Genomic DNA, 6,341 nt, shown 5'->3' with positions numbered 1-6,341 from the left:
AACACCGCAATCCGCAGTGAGCTGGTTACGACCGGCCGACTCGGCGCCCGGGAGCTCGTCGTCGCCAGTCCCGACGGGATGACGGCGTTCCGGGCCGGCGACCGGATCCTCGTCACCGTCAACGACCGACGGGCCGGTCTGGTCAACGGTGCCCGCGGCACCGTCGCCGTCGTCCATCCACGGTCAGGCCGACTCGAACTCGCTCTCGACAGCGGAGCCACCGTCAGGCTCGACCGGACGATGCTGACCAACGGCGAACTGACCTACGGGTACGCCGCCACTGTCCACAAGGCGCAAGGCCTCACGGTCGACACGACCCTGGTCTACGGCCTCGGACCGATCACCAAGGAACACGGGTACGTCGCACTGTCCCGCGGCCGAGTCGCGAACCACCTCTACCTCGCCGAAGACCTCGACAGCCCGATCGACTGCGGACCGCCCCGCGCGAGCTCGGACCGCAGAACTCGCACCCTGACCAGCGAGCTGATCGAGCGCCTCCGCGACAGCCGCCGCCAGGAACTCGCCCGCAGGCAACGATCCGACGACCCGTGGCGCACCCTGCAGCGCTACTCGCGAGACCAGGACCGCGGCTTCGGCCGCTCACGGTGAGGAGGTGATCAGCATGACCACGTTGTCCACAGACGCCACTAGACCCCTTGCGGTCGAGCCGTTGCTGACAGTCGATGAAGTCGCCGCAGTACTGCGGATGAGCAAGGACTGGGTCTACCGGCACCGCCGCGAACTCAAGGCCCTCAAGCTCGGCCGCGAGCTGCGGTTCGAAGCCGGCGACCTGCGTGCCTGGATGGCCCGCACCGCGGGGCGACTGTAAGTAGAGGGAGACAACACTGATGGCGGGACGGCGCAGCAGGGGCGAGGGCACCGTCTACCCCAACCCTGCCACCGGCACCTTCACCGCCGAGGTCACGGTCCGAGGCCGACGTTTGCGCAAGAAAGGTCTGCCGTCCCGCGCCGCCGGCACCCGGTGGATCCGTGGGCAGACCGACAGCGACAGCAGGCACGACGGCGTCGCGCTCGCGACGACCGCGCTCACGATGGGCGAGTGGTTCACGGAGTGGGACACGATCCTCGCGCGCCGGGTCCGGCTCGGCCGGTTCAGCGAGACCACCTACGAGTCCTACCGCAAGTACATCCGACTGCACATCGCGCCCGACCTCGGCCACCTGCCGGTCCGAGACGTCGCGCCGCGCGACCTGATCAAGCTCTACGACCGGCTCATGCTCCACGGCAGTCCCGGCGGTCGCGGGCCGCTGTCGCAGCGGACCGTTGCCTACGTGCACAACATCCTGCGGGCGTGCTTCCGTGACGCGATCACGGCCGACCCGCCGCTGCGGCGTACCAACCCGTGCACACAGATCGGCAAGGACGACATCCCGCGCACCCCGCCGAAGTCCGACCAAGGCAGCTACGACATATGGCAGCCCGAACAGATCCTCGCGTTCCTGACCCACTACGCCGACCACCGCCTGGTCGCGCTGTTCTGGCTGTACTTCACCCGCGGCGCCCGACGCGGCGAGCTGCTCGGCCTGCGCTGGGACGGCGTCGACCTTGAACACGGCACCCTCGCGCTCACCCGCAATCGGACCACCACCTACTCCGGCAAGGTCATCGAACGCGACACCACCAAGGGCCAAGGCAAGGGCCGGTTCGTCCCGCTCGACGCCGTCCTCATCGAGGTCATAAAGAAGCACAAAGCGAAGCAGGACGCCGAACGAGCCGCCGGGCGCGAAGCCGGCCAGTGGGTCGAGAGCGACTACGTCTTCGTCAGCGACGGCCGCAACCAGCCCGACAAGCGAGTCGGTACGCCGCTGCACCCTGATCGGCTGTCGCGGACCTTCAAGCGAATGATCACCCAGTACAACAAGAAGCACCCCGACGAGCCGCTGCCGATGCTGCGGCTTCACGACACTCGACACACCACGGCGACCGCGATGATCTTCGCCGGCGTCGACGACCAGATCGTCGCCCAACTGCTGGGCCACAACAGCGTCATGGTCACCAGGACCGTCTACTCCCACGTTTTGAAGGAGCGGTCCGCGCGCGCTGCCGCCTTGATGACGGAACTCGTCGTTGGCAGCCGCGAAGGCAACGGCCGCGACTGAGGCGGCGCCTCGACCGGCCAGTCGAGTGAGACGAAGCGTAAGAATCGCCGTGGCTTGGGAGACTCGACCCATGACTGTCTGGCACGAGGACGACGCGAATCTAGGTCTTCTACACCGCCTGCGCAGCGCGCTCAGCGACGGCGGTCGCCTCCTGATCTTCCTCGGTGCCGGCTTATCGTTCGGCGCAGCGAGGCAGCAAGGTCGCGCCCGTTTCGACTACGACCGGTACGACAGGTGGTGGCCCCAAGACTTTCCGCACCGCGGAATCACGCCAGAGGACGACGGTCTGCCGCTGCCCTCCTGGCCATGGCTCGTGAACCGCATGTACCGGGAGATCGCCATCCAGACCCCTGACGCTGAGCAGGACTCACTGCGAGCCTTCTTTATCGAAGAAGGCCCCCTGGACTGCGCGCAGCTGTTCCGACAGACAGTGGGCGAAGCCAACTACCGCGAATTCCTTGCAATGCAGTTTGATTCGACGCGACAACCATTCATCCAGACGACACCGAGCCACGTCGAGCTCGTCCGCCTGAAGCTTCCACTCATCTTCACGACCAACTTCGACGAGCTCATTGAGGCCGCGTACAGGGACGCCGCGCAGCCCTTGCGCGTCAGCATCACAGAAGATGAATTCCGAGCCCATCGGGCCGAGCGCTCCATGTCCCACCTGGTCAAACTTCATGGGTCAATCGATCAGCCCGACACCATCGTTCTCACACGGTCCGACTACGCAAGGGCAAGGCGCGAGCGCCAGGAGATGCTGTCCCTACTACGGAGTGAGATGAGCGACGCGGCCTTCCTATTCGTAGGTTTCAGCCTGAGCGACCCGAACTTCAACCTGATTCATGACGACGTTCGACAGCTCTACGGTCCAAACATGCCGGCTTCCTACACAGTGCAGGGCCGGCGTAGTCCGGTGAAGGACCGGTACCTGCGCTCGCTCGACGTCAACACCATCTGGCTCGACGGGTGGAACGACCTTCCAATGTTTCTCTCGCTGCTACGACTCGAGACCCAGCACGGGCAGCCCGCCAGTAGTGGCGAACTGCAATGAAGTTCGCAGAGATCGCGGCGCGCGTGAACGGGTTGAGCACGCCCATCTTCGGGGTTTCGTGGACGCCGCCGACAGTCGACGTCGCGGTCGCTCGCAAGTTCATCACCTTCGTCGAAGCTCGCAGAGTTTTGTTCTCGACCTACTCCGACGAAGTGCCAGAGCAATGCGTCACGTCAGTGCTACAAATTCGAGACTTCATCACCGAGTTGCTCGGCGAGGGCGGCATCGCGAAGGAACTCGAACGCGCTCTACGAATTGGTCGCCGGTACTGCCTTCAGTTCCTTGAGCGTGTTGGCGCAAGCGAGCCCCGACATAGCGATGAGGCGAGAGCTCGCCACCTCTACCGAGATGGTCGGTGGGCTATGCACGATTACTGGTTCGGAGAAGCACTCGGCGAATTAAGGGCGGGCGTTGGCATGCAGGTCGCGATCGTCGCAGCAAGTTATGGCCTGGACGTTGACGATGAGCTGGCACGCACGCTGCCCGACGTTGACGTCGACTGACACGAGCGATCATGAAGAGGATGCGCACGCCGCAACCCTCAAGTAGTGATAGACCCCCCGCAAACCCCCCGAGCGCCAGAGCGAGCCGGAATCGCGGGTAAAACCGCAGGTCGGGGGCTTGCAGATGGTGTCGGAGGGGGGACTTGAACCCCCACGCCCGTTAAAGGGCACTAGCACCTCAAGCTAGCGCGTCTGCCATTCCGCCACTCCGACGTGGACCGACTGCGGAGGTGGGTGGTGCAATCGGCCCGGCGAGTCTACAAGAGGCCGCAGCACGGATCAGGCGTACGCCGTGGCGTAGAGACCGGCCAGCGTCTCGACCATGTTCACGTACCAGTCGGCGTGGTTGTAGTGCCAGATCGCGTTGTACAACGCGGTCCCGCCGTGACCGGCGCCATTGGCGCACAGATAGTTCGCGGCGGAGTAGATCGCGTCCGCCGGGTCGTCGATGTTCTTGACGCCGTCGCGGTCGCCGTCGATCCCATAGGCCTCGAAGGTTGCGGGCTCGAACTGCATCGGTCCCATGGCGCCGGCGTACGACGGCCCGTCGTTGCGGCCGTGCCCGCTTTCGACCTGGCCGATCGCGGCGAGGATCGTCCACGACAGCCCGGGACAGTACGACGCGGCCGACTGGTACAGCGAGAGGAACTCCTCGGACGGCGGCAGGATCCGCAGCCCGGACGTGGTCGCCGCCGCGGTGTTGCCGATGGAGGTGAAGTGCGCGGTCTGCTGGTGGAGGGTCGACTCGGCCTGCTGCACCGCGGCGAGGGCCTGGTCGGCACTGGCGAGCAGCGACTTCTGCTGGGCGAGCAGCGCGCCGACCCGGCTCGCAGCTCGGTTGATCACCGCGACCGTCGCGATGTGGACGTGCTCGTTGTGCTCGGCGCGGCTGGCCGCGTGCTGCGCCGCGAGCGCCTCACGCTGCACGTCGCGGACGTCGGCGACCTGCGCCGAGACCACCCGGCTGGCGAGCATCGTGCGGTCGAGCGAGCTCGTGATGTCGCCGGTGCCGAGGAACTGGGCGTACGCCGCGAGCGGGCCGCCGGACTCGTACAGCCCCCGGACCCGGTCGAGCAGCTCGGTCTGCGCGCTCGCGGCCTGCACCTGTACGGCGCTGCTGACCTGGTCAGCGCTGATCGCGCGGCTGACGCTCTGCGTCACGGTGGTGAACGACCGGGCGTACTTGCGCTCGGCCACATTGACCTTGGCCTGCAGGCGCTGGACCTTCGCCAGCAGCTGAGCGGCTGTCGCGCTCGGGTCTCCTCCGGTCGCGGCGTGCGCCGATCCTGTCGCGAGCGGGAACAGGGTCGCCATGAGGGCGAGCGCCACCGCCCCGAGCACGGGAAAGCCCGTGCGGGCGGGACGTAGCCTCGTGAGAACCCCCACGTTGTCGATTCGGCGGATTCCCGGCCCGGCTGAAGCCCGCTGCGGAGTAACGTTCAGGCGTCGCCCACACCGACTCGCCAGGGGGAAACTGATGTTGCGCCGTACCGCGCTTGCCGCCACCGTCCTGACTGCCACCGCGAGCCTGCTCGCGGGCTGTGGCGGCGGGAGCTCTGGTGGGGGCTCGGCCAACACCAGCAACGACTCCTCACTGAGCCCGCAAGCCGAGCTGACCAGCGCCGTCCAGGCGCTCGGCAACGCCTCCACGCTCACCGCCACGGTGAAGCTCGGGGCCGACGGCTCTCAGTTGCTGTCCTTCGTGAAGGCGCAGGACAAGTCGGCCAAGCTGACCTCTGCTCAGGCGTCGGAGATCGCCGGGATCTCGCTCAGCTTCGAAGTCGCCGCGCCCAGCGGGGAGAAGCTCTCGCAGCTCACCGGACTGACCGACGAAGGAGCGGCGAACATCTCGGTCAGCGAGGGTTCGAAGAGCCTGGTCACGATCCGGTCCGTCAACAAGACGCTCTACCTGCAGGCCGACCTCAAGGACGTCCTCAACGACCTCGGACAGGCCGCGACCTACCGCCAGATGACCGCCGCCGCCGGTCAGCTGCCCGGCTTCCTCGGCGCGCTCGTGCAGGGCAAGTGGGTCTCGCTGCCGCTGTCCACGCTCAAGAGTCTGAGTGGCTCGCTCGGTGCGGTCACGTCGGCGACCCCCGACGCGGCGAAGTCGCATCAGTTCCTGTCCGCGATCGAGGGACTGCTGACCAAAGACGTCACAGTGACCCGGACCAGCTCGGGCAGCACCGACAACCTGACGCTGACCGCCAACCTGCGGACCCTCGCCGGTGACGTGACCTCTACCTTCGCGACACTCGTCCCGGGTGCCGGCGCGGCGCTCGGCAGCGCCGACGTGTCGAGCGCACCGAACAAGAACGTCACCCTCGACGCGATGGTCACCAACGGCGCGCTGAGCTCGCTGTCGTTCGACCTCGGGCAGATCGCCAAGAGCGGCAACGGCACCCTTCCGCTGGACCTCGCGTTCGCCCAGAGCGGCGCCGCGATCACCGCCCCGTCGGGTGCGACCGCTGTCGACCTGTCGACCCTCACCAGCCTGCTCGGCAGCTTCGGCGGCGGCGGCATCTAGGGAATCACTGATCAATGCATGTCCTGCTGCGCGTCGCCCGGATCGACGGCTGGACCGCGTTGTCGTCGTCGGCGGTAGCGCTGCTACCGCGCTCCTCCTCCGCCTTGCCAGCCGCCGCCCGGATCGCCGCTCGCGAC

7 protein-coding genes and 1 tRNA gene are annotated in these 6,341 nt (G+C 66.9%); 6 read left to right on the top strand and 2 right to left on the bottom strand.

Annotated elements, in window-relative coordinates:
* From VG899_02075 to VG899_02055, 5 genes are all read left to right on the top strand, one after another.
* A partial coding sequence (locus VG899_02075; GenBank protein ID HWA65142.1) for a hypothetical protein occupies positions 1-609 on the top strand: 609 nt, incomplete at its 5' end.
* Positions 610-622: 13 nt separating this feature from the next.
* Positions 623-829: a helix-turn-helix domain-containing protein gene (locus tag VG899_02070; GenBank protein HWA65141.1), complete on the top strand. Its 207-nt coding sequence runs from the start codon at positions 623-625 to the stop codon at positions 827-829.
* A gap of 19 nt (positions 830-848) precedes the next feature.
* Entirely contained in the window at positions 849-2,120 is a 1,272-nt protein-coding gene (locus tag VG899_02065; GenBank protein ID HWA65140.1) for a site-specific integrase, read from the top strand.
* Positions 2,121-2,190: 70 nt separating this feature from the next.
* Positions 2,191-3,174 (top strand): SIR2 family protein, encoded by a 984-nt coding sequence (locus tag VG899_02060; GenBank protein ID HWA65139.1) that lies wholly within the window; start codon positions 2,191-2,193, stop codon positions 3,172-3,174.
* Entirely contained in the window at positions 3,171-3,677 is a 507-nt protein-coding gene (locus VG899_02055) for a DUF6650 family protein (protein ID HWA65138.1), read from the top strand. Before VG899_02060 ends, VG899_02055 begins: the two co-directional genes overlap by 4 nt.
* Before the next feature lie 125 nt (positions 3,678-3,802).
* Here the strand turns inward: VG899_02055 and VG899_02050 are convergent.
* Positions 3,803-3,890, bottom strand: a tRNA-Leu gene (locus VG899_02050).
* A 66-nt stretch (positions 3,891-3,956) separates the two neighbouring features.
* On the bottom strand, positions 3,957-5,006 hold the full coding sequence (locus tag VG899_02045; GenBank protein ID HWA65137.1) for a lytic transglycosylase domain-containing protein: 1,050 nt from the start codon (positions 5,004-5,006) through the stop codon (positions 3,957-3,959).
* Between the two features lie 148 nt (positions 5,007-5,154).
* Between VG899_02045 and VG899_02040 the strand changes: the two genes are divergently transcribed.
* Positions 5,155-6,204 carry a hypothetical protein gene (locus VG899_02040; protein ID HWA65136.1) on the top strand — a complete coding sequence of 350 codons (1,050 nt, stop codon included), beginning with the start codon at positions 5,155-5,157 and terminating at the stop codon, positions 6,202-6,204.
* Positions 6,205-6,341 lie beyond the last annotated feature (137 nt).

Source organism: Mycobacteriales bacterium (assembly GCA_035550055.1).
GTDB lineage: Bacteria > Actinomycetota > Actinomycetes > JAFAQI01 > JAFAQI01 > DASZTV01.
The sequence above is the reverse complement of the archived record's forward strand: the minus strand, read 5'-3'. Positions and strand labels throughout refer to the sequence as shown.